We start from the raw sequence: 15292 nt of genomic DNA on the forward strand, positions 1-15292 counted from the left end.
GACCTCTGTTCTGTTTATGGTTTCAAGATAATTTTATCAGGCGCTTCCCGTCTAGGGGGTCTTGATGCGGAGCCTCGCAAATTCGTAAAGTCCGAGGGAAAGGGCTACGGATGCGTTGTAGGAATGGGCTTCGGGCATCATCGGGATGCGCAGCACCGCGTCGCACTGCTTCTTGATGAACGGCGGAAGGCCCACGTCTTCGCCGCCGACCGCGATTACGGCCTGTTCTGAGAACTTGAAATCGGCGAGGTTCGTCTCGGTGTCGGCGTCGAGCCCGAGAATCTGGTATCCGGCCATCTTGAGTTCACCGACGGCGGCCTCGAGGTTGTCGGGGCGGCATACGCGCATCTTTTCGAGGGCGCCAGCGGACGTACGGGCGACGCTCGGGGTAATGCCGCACATTCCCTTCGCGGGAATCAGGAACAGGTCGACTCCCAGCGCGAGACAGCTGCGGATGCAGGCGCCGAGGTTGCGCGGGTCTTCGATGTTTGTCGCTACGGCGATAAGCTTCTTTTCGCCCTTTTCCTTTGCCTGGAAGAGTTCTTCGCGCACGTCCATCCAGTTCAGGAGTTCCTTCTCGTTCATCAGGGCGACCACGCCCTGGTTCGGGCGGGCGTAGCTGTCGAGAATCTTGGAGTCTACCTGCTGCACGTGCACGTGCGAGCGCTTGGCGAGTTTCTGCAGTTCGTAGAGTTTGGGGTTGCCCGACTGGTGCATGAAGAGTACGCGGTGGACCTTCAGCGGTTCCTTGGTCAGGAGTTCGGTGACTTCCTTGATACCGCCGACGGCGACCTGTGGTTGCGAGTCGGCGTCACCCATCGCGGTGATGACCTTGTCCGGTGCGGGGCGCCTGTTTTCGAAACGGTTGTCGAACCTGTTTTCGGTGCGGCCTTCGCCCCTGTTGTCGAATCTCTTTTCGAACCGGCGTTCGTGTCCGAATCCTTGCCTGCGGTCGCTGCTGAAACCGCGACGGTTGCCGTCATTGTTGAATGCCATTGGATAGCTCCGTATTTACGTTGTTTTAAGTGTCCGGTTGCCTCTAGTACAGTTCCTTGCAGGCGATGACGACATCCATCTTGATGTCGGTTTCCTTCTGTGCTAGGGGTTCCTTTGAAATCTGTGCCGGCGTGGCGATGCCCGCCCTGTAAGCTCTGGGGTACTTGGCGAGGAACCTGTCGTAGTAGCCTTTCCCGTGGCCGACGCGGCAGCCGTCCCAGTTGAACTTCACGCCGGGGACGAGGAACACGGGAATGTCGCCTTCGAACTTTTCGAGGCCCTCGCGGGGTTCCATGATGCCGAAATGACCCTTGACCAGGTCCTTGCGCAAGTTGCTTACTTTGTAAAAATTCATGATGCCCTCGCCCTCGCAGCGCGGGAGCAGCAGGCGGCCTTCGATGGCCAGTTCCTGGATGATGGGCTTGATGTTGGGTTCGCCCTTGACGGGGTAGAACGCCGCGATGTTGCGGGCGTCCCTGTATCCGGGAATCTCGTGTATCTCGGTCCAGGGGTCCTTGATGACGTCTTCACCCCTTTTTTCGCGACGCTTTTTCAGGACGAGCTCCACGATGGGGCTACTCCCGAAAACAAGCATGACCAGGATGCAGATGGCGATTGCTGGTAGCATGCTCATGGGCTAGTCCTCGCCGATTCGTTTTGCCGTAGGGAGCTTTTCGCGGAGGATGCGGTTCCAGATATTCTTCTGCCAGTTCATCAGGTGCGCTTCGGCATAGCGTTCTTCCCAGGCCATGCATCCCGGTGCGGCAAGCCAGATGAGCTGCGCCCTGTTCGCGAGGAGCGACGGGTCGAGGTGTTCCTTCTCTGCTTCTTCGTCGCGCCAGAACTTGAGGGCGGCGAGCAGTTCGGAATGGGGGACTACCGGTGGAGGCGGGGCCTTCGGCAGGCGTTCGGGCCATTCGCATTCCGGTGTAGAAACAGCCGCCTGCAGCATTTCCTTGAAGGATTCCAGGCGTTCGTCCCGGAAGTTCCTCGGGAGCTTGGGAAGGTGTTCCACCTTCACGTCGGGGAAATGGGCCTGTGCTGCGCGCACGATGGCGAGCATGAGTTCTGCGGGCATGACCTTGTAGGGAGGCCTGTCCATGAGTTCGGCCTGCTTTTCGCGCCATTCCCAGAGGTGCTTTAAAATGTTGAGCCCGCATGGATTGAATAGGCTGGAGCCGGTGAGTCGCCAGTGCTCGCGCGTCTTTTCGCTGGGCATCTTGGCATGCTCGATCAGGGCCTGGCACTGTTCCATGAGCCAGTCGAGGCGGCCGGCCGCGATGAGCTTTTCCGAAAGGATGGCGCACAGTTCGTGCAGGTAGAAAGTATCGTGGATGGCGTATTCGCACATCTCGAGCGGCAGGGGCCTTATGGTCCAGTCGGCGCGCTGGTTTTCCTTTTTCAGTTCGTCACCGAAGTACTCCCGCACGAGGTCGGCAAGGCCGAGGTGTTCCGCTCCTAAAAACTTCGCGGCAAGCATCGTGTCGAAAATATTTTTCGGCGAGAACCCGTAGGTCTGCCACAGGAGCCGCAGGTCGTAGTCCGCGCCGTGGAAGATGACGGTCTGCATGGCGCGTGTCTTGAACAGCGGCGAAATGTCAGTATCGCACAGGGGGTCTACAATATAGTGGTGTTCACCGATAGTAATCTGGATAAGGCAGAGCCGCGCGACATAGTGATGCATGGAGTCGGCTTCAGTATCGACTGCTGCCATGTCGTACTGCTCGAGATCCGCCAGCAGGTTGGCTAGGGATTCTTCATTGTCGACAAGGATATATTTCTCGTTTTGCATCATTTCCGGTAAATTTAAATAAATAACTGGGGAGGTGGACATCCAACTGTGGACAAAGCATTCTGTTTTCTATATTTGCGCCCATGAAAAAGATTTCCCTTACGGGCATCAAGCCCACCGGCACTCCTCACCTGGGTAACTACCTCGGTGCAATTCGTCCCGCCCTCGAACTTTCGAAGACTTACGACACGGTCTACTTCATCGCGGACTACCATGCACTCACTACCGTGCAGAACGGCGCCGAGATGCGCGCGAACATCTACAAGATTGCCGCTACCTGGCTTGCTCTCGGTTTGAACCCCGAAGAAGGCCTGTTCTACAAGCAGAGCGACATTCCCGAGATTTTCGAACTCAGCTGGGCTTTGAGCTGCTTTACGCCGAAGGGATTCATGAACCGCGCCCACGCTTACAAGGACAAGGTCGCGAAGAACGAAGCCGCCGGTGAAGACCCGGATGCGAACGTGAACATGGGCCTCTACTGCTACCCGTGCCTGATGGACGCCGACATCTTGATGTTCAGCGCCGACATCGTGCCCGTGGGCAAGGACCAGAAGCAGCACGTGGAATTCGCCCGCGACATCGCCATCAAGTTCAACAAGCATTTTGGCGAAGACGTCTTCACGATTCCGGAACCCGTGTTCCAGGAAACGACCGGCATCATTCCGGGTCTTGACGGCCGCAAGATGAGCAAGTCCTACGACAACGTCATCGACATCTTCCTCGAGAGCAAGGCCTTGAAGAAGAAGATCGGCAAGATCGTCACGAACTCCCAGGGCATCGAGGAACCGAAGGATCCCGATACCTGCAACGTGTTTAAGTTGTACAAACTCTTCGCCACTCCGGAACAGACCGAGGCTCTCGCTGCCCGCTACCGCGCCGGCGGCATGGGCTGGGGACATGCGAAGCAGGAACTCCAGAACGTTCTCGAAGAACACCTGGGCGCAGCCCGCGAGAAGTACTTCTACCTGCTGAACCACACCGAGGAAATCGACAAGATCCTCGCGTACGGCAAGGAGAAGGCCCGCGTGAAGTCCAAGGCGATGATGGAAAAGGTACGTAGCCTGTTGGGAACTTACTAGTCGTAAGTTCCCTAGACAAGGGAAGGCTCCGCCCTCCCTAACACCCTCCTTTCCCAAATGCAGGAAACCTTTTAACGACCGTTCGTTCGTCGTTTCTAGACGAATTGTCGGATGAAATTAAAAGCAAAAAAGACCGCAGAAATGCGGCCTTTTTTGATAATAACAAAAAAAGATTTTTTCTGAGAAGCGAGCTAGACAAGGCGCGAGGCCTCGTAGCGTACTAAATGTTACGTGAGAGGCCGAGCAACGCTGTATAGCGATGCTTATCAGGAAAAATTAAGCAAAGGGAGGAATTACCTGCCAGAGCACTGCTTTATGCGCATGCAGGCGGTTTTCCGCTTCCTCGAAGCTCATGTTCACGTCGAAGTTGTCCATCACGGAGTCCGTGATTTCTTCGCCGCGGTGAGCGGGCAGGCAGTGGCTGACCTTGCAGTGGGCCGGAGCGAGCTTCAAGAGTTCGTCGTTGATCTGGAACGGCAAGAAGTGAGACTGCTTCGTGGCCTTTTCGCCTTCCTGGCCCATGGAAACCCACACGTCGCTATAGAGAATGTCGGCGTCCTTGACGGCTTCCTTCGGGTCGTTGAACACACGGTACTGGCAGCCGTGCTTCTTGAGGCCGGCGGCAGCTTCTTCGACCACGTTCTTCGGCTGTTCGAAACCCTTGGGGCAGGCGAGCGTGAAGTTCATGCCCACCTTGGAGGCGAGTGCGAGGAACGAATTTGCGACGTTGTTGCCGTCACCGATGAAGGCAACGGTCTTCGGCTTGCCATCGGCGTTCTTGAAACCGCCGAGGTTTTCGGTAATCATCTGCGCGAATGCGATTGCCTGGCAGGGGTGGCAGTCGTCGGTCAGGGCGTTCACTACGGGCACGCTACCGTATTCGGCGAGTTCTTCCACGAGCTGCTGCTTGAAGCAACGGACGACGATGGCGTTCACCCAGCGGGAGAGGCAGCGGGCGACATCCTTCACGCTTTCGCGCTTGCCGAGCCCGATGGAATCCGGGGCGAGCAGCACGGCGTGTCCGCCAAGCTGGTTCATGCCTACCTGGAAGGTAGTGATGGTTCGCAGGGAGGGCTTCTCGAAGAACATGGCGATGTTCTGGCCGTGCAGACGGTCGGACACCTTGCCTGCGTGGACCTCTTTCTTGAGGCGCGAGGCAATCTCGATGGTTTCCAGGATCTTTTCTTCGCTCCAGTCCATGAGACGGAGGAAATGCTTGTTGCGATCGATCATCTTCAGTCCTTTGGGCAAGCCCTTTAATGAAAAAAACTAAAAAACGGAGTTTTTTCACTCCGTCTTTAGGAAATCACAAGAAAATGCTAACGGATATTAGCGAAGTTTCTTTTTGTGACGGTCACGACGACGGCGCTTTTTACGCTTGTGAGTCGCAATCTTCCTGCGCTTTCTTTTCTTTCCGCAAGGCATGTTGTATCTCCGTTAAGGGTTAAACTTAAAAATGTGCACCCAAATAGAGAAATTTTTTGCCGTTTTGTCAAGGGACGACTATAAAAAGGGACTTTTTGCGGGGAGTTTTGGCCCTATTTAATATATATTGGGAAACGTGGTGTTAAGGAATAGAAAAATTATGATAGCAGCGATATTCCTTTCCATCCTTTTCTTATTTGGAGATTGCGGAGTGCTGTTCATTAGCCAGAAAAGTTTCGGTCGCCTTCCCGAGGGCGAAAGGCTTGAACGCATATCGAAGTCCCCGAATTACAAAGACAGGCACTTCGTGAACTTGGAACCCACCACGATGATGGGCGGGGGAAAGAGCAAATTCCAGATATGGCGGGATTTCCTGTTTGGCAGCGGAGACGACGTGGTGAGGGTTCCCGATTCCATGCAGGTCATCCGTACGGACCTGAAGGCGCTGCCGGACGACCGGGACTGGATCATGTGGTTCGGGCACTCGAGCTACCTGATGAACCTTTCCGGGAAGAAGGTCCTTGTGGATCCCATCCTCTATTCCGGCTCGCCGGTGGGGTTCGCGAACAAGATGTTCAAGGGGACCGATGTCTACAAGCCCGTGGATTTCCCGGATATCGATTTCCTCGTGATAAGCCATGACCATTGGGACCACCTGGATTACGAAGCCGTGCGGGAACTGGAACCCCGCGTGAAGAGGGTGATTTGCCCGCTCGGTGTGGGCTCGCATTTTGAATACTGGGGCTATCCCGAGGACAAACTGGTGGAACTGGACTGGTGGGAGCGGTCGACGCAGAAACTGTCCGCTGTCGCGCCCGGCTTTACCGTGACTGCCACTCCGGCAAGGCATTTTTCGGGCCGAGACCTGCGCCAGAACAAGACCCTGTGGGCGTCGTTCGTGCTGAAGACCCCGAAGCGTACGGTATGGATTGGCGGAGATACCGGATACGGCAAGCATTTTGCGATGATAGGCGAAAGGTTCTCGGGAATAGACCTAGCCATCCTGGAAAACGGCCAGTACAACAAGGACTGGGAGTTCGTGCATACCATGCCCGAGTTCCTGGGGAAGGCCATGAGCGACCTGAAGGCGAACCGCTACTTGACGGTCCATCATTCCCGGTTCTGCCTTTCTTTGCACGATTATCGTGAGCCGTTAGAAAATGCGAAACGGGCTGCCGAAGAATCCGGAAAACCCGTCCTGATGCCGCAAATGGGCGAAGTCCTTTACTTGGAATAAATGGGAAGCTTATGCTTCGGTAACGAGATCCATCGCGCTCCGGATGAGGGCCGCGGCCCCGCCGAACTGTGCGGCGCGCGGGGCGTTGTTGCTGAGCGTCTGGCGGAACTTGCGGGCTCCGGGGAGTCCGGTGAATAGCCCGTACAGGTGGCGCACGAGGATGGTGGCGGGGCAGCCTTCTGCAGTCTGCTTCTCCACGTAGGGGAGGTAGGCTTCGAGCAGCGCTTTGCGGGTGGCGGGGCGTGCCTTGCCCGCGATGATGTCTGCCGGGTTGTCGCTCTCGGGGCGGATGTCGTTAAAAATCCTCTCGTCGGCATCGTGCAGGAACCACGGGTTCTCGTAGGCTTCGCGACCGACCATCACGCCGTCCAAGTCCTTCAGCTGTTCTTCTATCTGGTCAAGGGTCTTGATGCCGCCGTTGATGCTCACGTTCAGGTCGGGCATCTCCGCTTTTAGGCGGTGCACGAAATCGTAATGCAGCGGCGGGACTTCGCGGTTTTCCTTGGGCGAGAGTCCCTGGAGCCATGCCTTGCGGGCGTGGATAATGAATATGCGGCAACCGGCGTCTTTGATAGTTTGTATAAAATCGGTGAAGAATTCCCAACTGTCGAACTCGTCGACCCCGATGCGGCATTTGATGGACACGGGAATGCTAACAGCGTCTTGCATGGCCTTGAAGCAGTCGGCCACGAGGTCCTTGCTCTTCATGAGGCAGGCGCCGAAGTTTCCGTTCTGCACGCGGTCCGAAGGACATCCGCAGTTCAGGTTCACTTCCTGGAAACCGGCGGCTTCCACGAGCTTGGATGCCTGCGCGAGGTCGGCCGGGTTGCTGCCCCCGAGTTGGAGGACGGCGGGGTACTCGAAAGGCTCGTGTCCGAGGAACTGTTCCGGTTTGGTATGCAGCACTGCGTTTGCGACGACCATTTCGCTGTAGAGTAAAATGTGCTTGGAAATCAGGCGCAGAAAGTAACGCTCGTGACGGTCGGTGCAGTCGAGCATCGGCGCAATAGAAAGCCTTCTGTTGAAATCCAAATCCATGGGCGCAAATCTAGAAAAAACTGGATGTAACCTCTGCCTGCGTCATTTTTTGGCTGACGGATATATTACTATCTTTCCCCTCGGTTGTATATGTGTTTGGTTAAGTGTTTTACTCTTAATCCTCTACCCCGGAGATGCCTATTATGAAACACAAACTCATATACCCTGCCATAGTTATTGGACTTGCTGCCACGGTCGGCATGGCAAAAGAAGTCCTGTTAGGCGATTTCAATACAGTAGTGCCAGCGGGAAATGGGTTTGGCTATTACCTCCATACTTGGGATAATGTGGCGGGTACGATTGCTAACGAGAACGAAAGTTCTTTCTTGCAGGCCGTCACGGCGGACAGCGTCATCAAGGTCGACCACGTTGTCAAGGTAGACAGTGTGGTTTCTGCAGACAGCATCGCCAAGGTAGACAGTATTGTCCAAGTAGATAGCGTAATCACCGTGACCAAGTACGTCTCCATAGATACCTCGAACGCCGTGGAAGGTACTGACTATGGTATAGGTTTCTTTGGCCGCACGAAGGATATCGGCGTTACGGTGCTCTACCCCGTAGGGGTCATCGGAGCATGCTCGGAATTCACCTATGAATATAGGGGCGCCGCCCACCAGTTCGTGCTTGTCTCCGACGGGGATGGCAACGACAACATGCACTACACCGACAAGAACAAGTTGATACCGGCAAGCGATACGATTACCGTGGCCCATGTGAAACCGAGTGATCTTAAGGACCGCTATGGCTGGGGCTCTAATCATTTGGACGCGAGCACTGTTGTTCGTGTCCGTTGGAATCTCGAGACCAAGTTTACGGGAGAATACCTCTACATCGATAACCTGAAGTGCATCAGGCCGGATGGATATGTCATTGCGTTCTTCAATGACGACCTCCTCGTGAAGACGACAATTCTCTCCGAAGGCGAAATGGTCACCTATCCCGGAGCAACCCCTGTAAGGGCGCCTAGCGACAGCTTCACTTACTACTTCAAGGGCTGGGACAGACCCTTTGCCGCAGCAACCGCGGATACCTCGTACTATGCCGTGTTCGACAGTTCCCTCATTTACACGATGGAAGAAGGCGAAACGGTTCTTATCGAGGATTTCGAAGATTGCAAGAATGGTGAAGAATGCGTGAACGAATGGAACGGCAAGTTCTCGCTGGATGGTGTCGTGGGCAACGGCGGCAAGTTAAATGTCTCGTATGTTCCCTCTGCAGAAGATTCATCTAATGCGGCAAAGCTGACGTACCTGCTGAAGCAGGATTCTGCAGAACCCCCGTATGCACGTGCCGTGATGAGCGTGAATGACGTGAGTGCCCGTAACCTTTCGACATGCGAAGTTATCAAGTATGATTACAGGGGTGCTGCGCACAATTTCAGAGTCCGCTCGAGCTACGATGTAGGCGGCAACTATCACATGAAGAGCGTGGCCGAAAGCGAAGTCTGGAAGACCGAAGTGATTCCCGTTGCGACGCAGTTGAAGCAGCAGAGCGGCTGGGGTAAGGCGGTAAGCCTCTCGGATGCGATGAAGCATGTTGAGGCGTTCGACTGGGATATCCAAGGCGAAATCGGGAACGAAGGCTCCCTCGAAATCGACAACGTCAGTTGCGTCAACCTTCCGGTCTACACCATTACTTTCATCGACGGTGAAAACGTGATTGAAGAACTGCTCGTTTCCGAAGGTGATATGCCGAAGTGCCACCTCTGCGATAGCTACGCGAAGAAGATTGAACCTACGGTATCGCACCGCTATACCTTTACGGGTATGTATACTCCGGAGATTGTCGCTGCGACCGCGGATGCCTCTTACCAGGTGGTGTGGGACAGTACGCTCCGCACGTACACGGTGACCTTCCTCGATGGCATCGATACTCTGGCTAAGGCAGAATGGGTGTATGGCTCCGTTCCTGCTTACGAAGGGACTCCGGCCAAGGCCGCTACAGACAAGTTCTCCTACGTGTTCAAGGCCTGGGACAAGGAATTTGCCGAAGTGACGGAACCTGCAACCTACACGGCTCTGTTCGATAGCACGTTGAACAAGTACTTCGTGAAGTTCGTCGTTGATGGCAAGGCCGATTCTGCCCAGTACGCCTACGGCACGAAGGCTGATAGCCTCAAGGTTCCCGAAACCAAGAAGGCCGCTACGGACAAGTACACCTACACGTTCAAGGCCTGGGACAAGAAGCTCACCGACGTGACGGGTGCCGTGACTTACACCGCCTTGTTCGACAGCACGGTGAACAAGTACCTCGTGAAGTTCGTGTCCGATGGCAAGACTTTGGATTCCGCTTACTACGAGTATGGTACCAAGGCTGATAAAATCAAGGTTCCGGAAGCGACCAAGAAGAGTACCAAGGATTCTTCGTTCACCTTCGAAGGCTGGGATCTAAAGGTTGCTGACGTGACGAAGAATGCAACCTATACGGCCAAGTTCAAGGCGAAGAAGACGGATGCGATTGTCGCTACGGTGCGCAATGGGATCAAATTCGGCTTTGCGAATAATGAACTTACGGTTGTGCAGCCGAATGCATCGATGGTTCGTGTGCAGGTGTTCGACATGATTGGCCACTTGGTGGAATCCTTTGACGAACAGGTCGTGGGCGCCAAGAACTTTAGCCTCGCTTCGCTGCCTCAGGGAACCTACATGGTTCGCATTGCAAGCATGCGCCAGATGCTCACTGCAAAGGTTATTGTGAAGTAATCAAGGCTTCCCTCCTTGCTGGGGGGAAGCTAAAATTGCTATAATACCTTGCATGAGTTTAATTCGCAACATTGTCGTGTCCGGCGGTACGCACGGGAACGAACGCACGGGTGTCCGCCTCGTCGAGAAGTGGATGGAACATCCCGAGTGCTACAGCGCGTGTTGCCCCGGCGTTAATGTTTCGCTCGTGCTTGCGAACCCGGAAGCCATGCGACTCAACCGCCGCTACCGTGACCACGACCTGAATAGAGCTTTTTCGCAGACTTGTCTTGACGCTTCTTTCGAACCGCATCAGTATGAATTCCGCCGTGCCCGCGAGCTCGACCGCATTTATGGGCCGAAGGGTGCAAACACGAAGACGGACCTGATTCTCGATGTCCACAATACGGGCTCGAACATGGGGCTTTGCCTGATTCTTTCGACGCGAGACCCGTTCACGATGAAGGCTTCCGCTGTCCTTACGCAGGAATTCGATGAAGCTCGCATTTACTACCAGCCGGAGGAACGCAGCGCGTCTCCTTACTTCGGGACTGTCGCAAAGGCGGACGTGTGTATTGAAATTGGCCCGCAGCAGCACGGGACTCTGGATGCCCGCCTGTTCGAGCGCACTGAGAGACTGGTGAAGCGTTACCTGGAACTTGCGGACGAATGGAACCGCGGTGAACTGCAGAAGCGCGCACCCATCCAGGTGGAAGTTTTCACGCAGCTGCGCGACCTGGGGTACCCGAAGGCTTGGGCCGGTGCGCCCATTTCCGCCATGATTCACCCGGAACTCCTGGGCCGTGACTTCGGTGCCCTGAAGAGGGGCGACAAACTCTTCCGCACCTTCGACGGCGAGGACCTTTTGTACGAAGGCGAGTCCGACGGACGCGATACCGTTTACCCGATTTTCATCAACGAACCCGCGTACTACGAGAAGGACATCGCGATGAGCCTGACCGTGAAGAGCGTGGAGGAATGGTAGTATGAGTGATTTTGACATGAGCAACGTGCCGAGCGAGGAACTTTCCTCCATTCCGGGCGAAGAACGCCTGGGGAACTTGATGCAGTTGATCGAGGCGCAGAAGGGCGAGGGCTGGGAGTCCCGCCTGCAGGACATCCTCGATTCTTTTGAGGACTTCTTGACGATGCGACCGGAACCGCCGCAGTCTTGGTTGGATACCTATGCGGCGAGCGGCAAGCAGTTCGACTACTACCAGATTGTGCTGCCGAAGGATTTCGAGGACCCGTACGAGGACGACCTCGGAAACATCCGTCGCTTGCGCGGGGAATTTGAACGCGTGCCGAGCACGATGGCCCTGGAACACGAACTCATCAGTCGTAATTACTTTGTCTATGAGAACGGCCATGCGGAGGCGATTCCTGCACCGCGACCGATGCTCATGCTCGAAAGCCAGGACCGTGATGACGACCAGGAAGAACTGGAAGGGGACATCACCTGGGACTGCTGTATTTCCATTTTTGCGGACGGAAGTTACGTCGCTTACAACCTCGAAAACGACGATGAAGAGGTTTTGGGTGAGGATTTTAAGGCAGTTTTCCAAAAATACATCAAAATATTGGCCAAAATGCAACTGGTGATTCCCGTAGAGGGCCGAGATTATGGTATATTAAGGAGTGATGCGTAGGTTTTTAGGAAATATTGTTCTTGCCGCGACCCTGCTCTGCAGTGGGGCGTTTGCGGCGTTTATCCAGAGCCCGATACCGCCGAGCTCTAAACAGAACTATTTCCGCGATACCGATGGCGATGGTAGGATTGACCGAATCGAGGTCTTGTTCCTTGGGGCTCTTTCTGACGAGTACCTCAAGCGGATGATAGACAGCCTTGATTTTACGTGGATCGATTCTACTGGGATGATTGTGCGTAGTGTCGTTCTGCCCGAAAAGATGCGGATCGATTCCTTGAATGTGCGTCGTGTTTTGATCGATCTGGAACAGGAAAGGTTTGATCGTGTGTCTACGCCTTCTTCCATTTACATGCCTGCTGGCAGCTATGGTACGGTAAACCTTTATCTTTCTGACACCACGGTATTCCATGTCTTTATGCGCGATGGTATGGCGCCGACGATTCTGGATGCGAACCTTAAGAGTTATCGTGGCCGCAGGGTGGATTCGTTGCGGGTGAATTTCACGGAATTGACTGCGACCGTGGAAGGCTGCGACGCTATCTTGGAATTCAAGAAGCCGAAGGATTCTACGGTGAGGTTCTTGCCCGCATCTTCTGTGGAATGGACTGTTCTCGCCTCGCGTGCGCTGTTTACTTTCGACGAGGACCTGACGCTTGATACCAGGCTTTCTCCGGGCGATTCTCTGCGGCTTACCAATGGTTGCTTGAAGGACACGTCGGGCAATGTCGTGCCTGGCTCGGGCAAGTTTGTGGAAGTGAGCGGTTTCTATCCGTTTGATTTGAAGACTACAAGCCTCGTGGAGGACGATGGGACTGCTTCTTTGGACGGAGCCCCTGTATTCGACTTGGTGTTCGCTCCGCTTGATGAAGTGGGCGAAGAGACCGAAGATGCATGGAACATGACAATGGAAGTGCTTGGTTCCGACTTCGAGAACGCCTTGCGCAATGCTGAGGGGCTGGAGGCGCAGGAACCGATTAATCACTCGAAACTCAAGATTACATATAACGTCAGAATTTATACGAATCTGGGCGCTTATGTCGCCGGATCTAGTTATGTGGTGAAGGGGGATGATGACCGTTTCGGGACTTCGCCCACTAAGCTTTCGCTCCGCTGGAATTTGATGGATGCTCATCATCGTCGTGTTTCCACCGGAGCTTATATCGCGAACGTCTTTGCTACGATTGAGTACAACGGAAAGGTGGTCTTCCAGAGCGATGCCGAAGCCAGTTCCGTTTCTCGCGTGTTCGGCGTGATTCGTCGTTAATTGCATGGACGCGCTGGAACTAGAAATTTATAAGCGGTACAGGAACGTGATTGACCCGGACTGGCAGTCTGGGTCGGGTCTCTTGGGTACGGAATGGAATGAGCCTCGCCGAGTTCGGCTGGGTGATTTGTTGGATTTATACGATGCGTTCTGCTTTGACGGTTATGGCACTCTCTACAACCGCGGCTCCTTTGTTTATGAGGGCGCGCTGGAGTGGTTCTCCACGCTGCGCGCTGCAGGCAAGCAAGTTCGCCTCGTGACGAATGCGGCCTCGAATGTCGAATCGGTGCTTGCCGCCGAGGCTGATGCTCGCGGGTTTGACTTTACTGCAGGCGAAACCGTTTCTTCGGGAAGCCTTGCGGCATCGTTCTTCGAGCAGCGTTCTCGGACGGGGAACGCCATCCGGGAATTGTACTATATTGGCCGTCCTTCGGGTGTTGCCGTTCTGGAATCTTTCGGAGTCTCCGCAGTGGAAAATCCCGAATGTCCTGTAGTGGCGGTCTCGTCGGCGACTGCGGATGAATCGATGTTTGTGCACGCGGTGCGCATTTTGCAAAAGCCGGGTGCGACGTTGCTGGTGCTGAATTCCGATGCGTGGGCTCCGAACATAGACGGTTCTCGCTTGCCAGTCTCGGGCGCTCTTGCCGAACGTCTTCGTCGCGAATCGGGTTGCGACGATGTCCATTATTTCGGGAAACCTTTCCCCGCGATTTTTAACAAAGTAAAATTCAGTTTGCCTGCGGGCTCACGCATCCTCATGGTGGGCGATACGCTCGGGACTGATGTTATGGGCGCACGCTATGCGGGTATAGATTCCGCACTTGTCGTGGGGCGGAATGAGCCTGCGGCGGAATTGAAGGCGGATGAACGCGCTCTCGGGATTGTTCCCGATTATTACTTGGAAGTCTGATTGTCTTGCGGTGCCGCTGCGGAATCGGCGGGCTGCGCGCTTGTTTGCACGGGCGCGGAATTTTCGCCGGGCTTGCCTGCGACGATCACGTAAAGCGTATCGTGGATGACTACGGTGTCACGCACGAAAACTGTATCGGGCTTGCATGCGGAAAGTTCTTTTGCGGAAGCGGCGCTGCTCTTTGCTTCGGTTTGGGTTTTGCTTGCAGAACTTGCAGGAGCCTGCTTTGCGGATGAACTTGCGGGGGTTGCTACTACCGGCTGGTTCTTCTTCGCAGCCTCTTCGTCAAGAATCTTTTGGACGAGTTCGTCGCGCTGTTCACGCAAGTTTTCCATTTCTTTCTTGAGGCGGCTCTTGTTTCCCGGACGTCTTTCTCTGGAGTATCGTCCTTCAATGCGGTCGATCTTTTCATCGAGTGCCTTGAGTTCGTCGTACAGCGGTCCTTCGCCTTCGAGCGTGGGAGCGGGCTTGAACCAGTCGATGAACTTTTGCCAAAGGGATTTTTCTTCTTTGGCGGCGCTTTGGCCTGCGCAGAATGCGCAGAGAAGGATGGACACGGCGAGAGATCTTAAAACAGTTTTGCGAGAAAGCATATGGCAATTATAGAAAAAACGACTATAAAGGGAAAATGGGTTTGGGGTTAATTGAATGATGCTCGCTTATGAGACCGCAAAGTCTAGATGTAAATAATAAACTACGGCATAGACTTTGCTCTCGCAATCGCCCTCGGTCAACACCCGAGGGCTACATTGCTCACTCATTCGCATCAAGCTCAAAAAGTGCCTATTTCATGGGCACAGTCGTGCCCACGGCACTTTTTTGACGTCTTCGACGTCCGCTTGGTCGGCTCGGCAAGAAAACATTCTGTTTTTTTGCACTCGCCTCGGTCGCTACTGCCGAACCCTCTTCTCGGGTTCTCGACACCTTTTTCTCCCGACTCATAAAAAAGAAAACCACCCTAATGGGCGGTTTTCTTTTTTCGAGCGGGAAAAGGGTTTGTTGGCAATCAGGCACTGCTTCGCAGCTGATTGCCAACCCTACGGGCTCGATGCTCGCTGGCTCGCATCAAGCTCAAAAAGTGCCTATTTCATGGGCACTATCGTGCCCACGGCACTTTTTTGACGTCTTCGACGTCCGCTTGGTCGGCTCGGCAAGAAAACATTCTGTTTTTTTGCACTCGCCTCGGTCGCTACTGCCGAACCCTCTTCTCGGGTTCTCGAC

13 protein-coding genes are annotated in these 15292 nt (G+C 54.6%); 7 read left to right on the forward strand and 6 right to left on the reverse strand.

All coding sequences use genetic code 11. The annotated features are described in order from the left end of the window. Positions 1–51 precede the first annotated feature (51 nt). From IK012_RS07635 to IK012_RS07645, 3 genes are read right to left on the reverse strand one after another with little or no spacing between them, the layout of a single operon-like run. The gene (locus IK012_RS07635) at positions 52–996 is read right to left on the reverse strand and encodes an RNA methyltransferase (protein ID WP_173378578.1); all 945 of its coding nucleotides are present in this window, start codon (positions 994–996) and stop codon (positions 52–54) included. A gap of 43 nt (positions 997–1039) precedes the next feature. Then, positions 1040–1630: a 5-formyltetrahydrofolate cyclo-ligase gene (locus tag IK012_RS07640; RefSeq protein WP_290952691.1), complete on the reverse strand. Its 591-nt coding sequence runs from the start codon at positions 1628–1630 to the stop codon at positions 1040–1042. A 3-nt stretch (positions 1631–1633) separates the two neighbouring features. Next, positions 1634–2791, reverse strand: coding sequence for a ribonuclease D (locus tag IK012_RS07645; RefSeq protein ID WP_290952694.1), 1158 nt, complete (start codon positions 2789–2791; stop codon positions 1634–1636). 80 nt (positions 2792–2871) lie between these two features. On the opposite strand from IK012_RS07645, the gene trpS reads away from it, so the two are divergent. Beyond that, positions 2872–3867 carry a tryptophan--tRNA ligase gene (trpS, locus tag IK012_RS07650; RefSeq protein WP_073115093.1) on the forward strand — a complete coding sequence of 332 codons (996 nt, stop codon included), beginning with the start codon at positions 2872–2874 and terminating at the stop codon, positions 3865–3867. A 276-nt stretch (positions 3868–4143) separates the two neighbouring features. Here trpS and argF read toward each other — a convergent pair whose 3' ends face one another. Beyond that, a complete protein-coding gene (gene argF / locus IK012_RS07655) occupies positions 4144–5100 on the reverse strand; it encodes an ornithine carbamoyltransferase (protein ID WP_290952698.1) in 957 nt (318 codons plus the stop codon). Positions 5101–5503: 403 nt separating this feature from the next. Here argF and IK012_RS07660 point away from each other — a divergent pair, with 403 nt between their 5' ends. After that, positions 5504–6529: an MBL fold metallo-hydrolase gene (locus tag IK012_RS07660; protein ID WP_290952700.1), complete on the forward strand. Its 1026-nt coding sequence runs from the start codon at positions 5504–5506 to the stop codon at positions 6527–6529. Between the two features lie 9 nt (positions 6530–6538). On the opposite strand, the gene dusA is transcribed toward IK012_RS07660, so the two are convergent. Further along, complete coding sequence (gene dusA / locus IK012_RS07665; RefSeq protein ID WP_290952701.1) at positions 6539–7567, reverse strand: tRNA dihydrouridine(20/20a) synthase DusA; 1029 nt, start codon at positions 7565–7567, stop codon at positions 6539–6541. A gap of 143 nt (positions 7568–7710) precedes the next feature. Between dusA and IK012_RS07670 the strand changes: the two genes are divergently transcribed. Genes IK012_RS07670 through IK012_RS07690 form a run of 5 tightly spaced genes read left to right on the forward strand, consistent with a single transcriptional unit; the run spans position 7711 to position 14071 of the window. Then, entirely contained in the window at positions 7711–10269 is a 2559-nt protein-coding gene (locus tag IK012_RS07670; protein WP_290952702.1) for a T9SS type A sorting domain-containing protein, read from the forward strand. Between the two features lie 52 nt (positions 10270–10321). Further along, positions 10322–11233 (forward strand): aspartoacylase, encoded by a 912-nt coding sequence (locus IK012_RS07675; RefSeq protein WP_290952704.1) that lies wholly within the window; start codon positions 10322–10324, stop codon positions 11231–11233. Between the two features lies 1 nt (position 11234). Beyond that, on the forward strand, positions 11235–11897 hold the full coding sequence (locus IK012_RS07680; RefSeq protein ID WP_290952706.1) for a hypothetical protein: 663 nt from the start codon (positions 11235–11237) through the stop codon (positions 11895–11897). After that, positions 11890–13161: a hypothetical protein gene (locus IK012_RS07685; RefSeq protein WP_290952709.1), complete on the forward strand. Its 1272-nt coding sequence runs from the start codon at positions 11890–11892 to the stop codon at positions 13159–13161. The genes IK012_RS07680 and IK012_RS07685 overlap by 8 nt, the downstream gene beginning before the upstream one ends. Positions 13162–13165: 4 nt before the next feature. Then, positions 13166–14071, forward strand: a complete 906-nt coding sequence (locus IK012_RS07690; RefSeq protein WP_290952711.1) for an HAD-IIA family hydrolase — start codon at positions 13166–13168, stop codon at positions 14069–14071. Here IK012_RS07690 and IK012_RS07695 read toward each other — a convergent pair. Then, on the reverse strand, positions 14056–14664 hold the full coding sequence (locus tag IK012_RS07695; protein ID WP_290952713.1) for a hypothetical protein: 609 nt from the start codon (positions 14662–14664) through the stop codon (positions 14056–14058). The genes IK012_RS07690 and IK012_RS07695 overlap by 16 nt on opposite strands. Positions 14665–15292: the final 628 nt, after the last annotated feature.

It is taken from the genome of Fibrobacter sp. (assembly GCF_017551775.1).
In the GTDB taxonomy this organism is placed as follows: Bacteria; Fibrobacterota; Fibrobacteria; order Fibrobacterales; family Fibrobacteraceae; genus Fibrobacter.